This window comes from Stenotrophomonas sp. PS02300, assembly GCF_029959395.1.
Classification (GTDB): Bacteria; Pseudomonadota; Gammaproteobacteria; order Xanthomonadales; family Xanthomonadaceae; genus Stenotrophomonas; species Stenotrophomonas maltophilia_AD.
The window spans coordinates 1-1,456 of the sequence record NZ_JASCOP010000240.1; the positions used below are offsets into that span (position 1 = coordinate 1).

Consider the following 1,456-nt stretch of genomic DNA (forward strand, 5'->3'; position numbering starts at 1 on the left):
TGGATGCTGCGATAAGCCCCATGGATGGGTTCACGCGTGCCCCGCTACCCCCTCCACCCCGCTCCCCCGCGCGCGGAAGATCAAACAGCCAGTGCCTTTCGCGGCGAAACGTCAGCCGCCCGCCAAAGCCCGCAACGTGATGCCAACGATGTAAGCCAAGTACGTACCAGTTGCGTAGCCCATGGTGCCAAGCAGGACGCCCACCGGAGCAAGAGACGGATGGAAGGCCGCCGCAACCACAGGCGCAGAAGCCGGCCCGCCGATGTTGGATTGCGAGCCGATGGCGAAGTAGAAGAACGGCACCTTGAGCGCCATGGCCAGTGCGAGCAGCAGCACGATGTGCACGGCGATCCAGATCAGGCCCAGTGCGAACAGCCACGGGCGTTCGAGCAGCGCCAGCAGGTCCATCTGCATGCCGATGCAGGCGATCAGGAAGTACAGCAGCAGCGAGCCCAGCTTCGAGGCACCGGCACCTTCCAGGTTGCGTGCGCGGGTGAAGCTCAACGCCAGGCCGCAGGTGGTGGAGATCACCACTACCCATACGAACGGCGCGTCCAGGCTGAACTGCGAGGCCCAGGCCACGTGGCCCTTGAACCACGCCGATACCGGGCCGGCGATGGCGTGCGACAGGCCCACCGTGCCGAACGCTACCGCCACGATCAGCATCAGGTCGGTCAGGCTCGCCACGCGCTCGTGTTCGGCCTGGAATTTTTCGATGCGCAGTTTCAGTTCATCGATGGCCGACGTGTCCGCGCCGGTGCGCGCATCGATCTTCGCTGCGCGGCCGGCCATGAAGATCAGCACCGCCATCCATACGTACCCTACGCCCACGTCCACTACCGCGAACTGACCGAAGGTGGTGGCGTTGACGTCGAAGACCTCGCGCATGGCCAGCATGTTCGCGCCGCCGCCGATCCAGCTGCCGGCCAACGCCGCCATGCCCGCCCAGGTATCGCCGGCGACCGTTTCCGGGTGCGCCCACTTCATCAGCATGAAGGCCACCACCGCGCCGATCATGATGCTGAAGGACGCGCCCAGGTACATCACGATCAGCTTCGGGCCCAGCCGCAGGATGCCCTTGATGTCCACCGCCAGCGTCAGCAGGACCAGCGCGGCCGGCAGCAGGATGTCGCGCGCGATCGGGTTGTACAGGCTGGTGTTCTGCCCGTCGATCAGGCCCACCGTGTTGTAGATGCCCGGAATCATGTAGCACAGCAGCAGCGCCGGCACGAAGGTGTAGAAGCGTTTCCACAGCCCCGTCTCGCGTGAGGCGGTCCAGAACACGGCACCCAGGGTGGCGGCGATCAGGCCGAAAATTACGATGTCGTTCTGGATCAGAGCGGGTGCTTTCACGGAATGGAGCGCCTGGAATGGGGTGCGCGCGTGCGCGTTGGGTAACCACATATGAAAGCGGCCCCCGTATGCGGGGCGTTAAACAAAACACCCCCCAGGGGTG

The 1,456-nt window shown here is 64.9% G+C and carries 1 protein-coding gene; it reads right to left on the minus strand.

Annotated elements, in window-relative coordinates; translation table 11 throughout:
* Positions 1–111: 111 nt before the first annotated feature.
* The gene (locus QMX79_RS20715) at positions 112–1,353 is read right to left on the minus strand and encodes a DUF819 family protein (protein ID WP_282248452.1); all 1,242 of its coding nucleotides are present in this window, start codon (positions 1,351–1,353) and stop codon (positions 112–114) included.
* Positions 1,354–1,456: the final 103 nt, after the last annotated feature.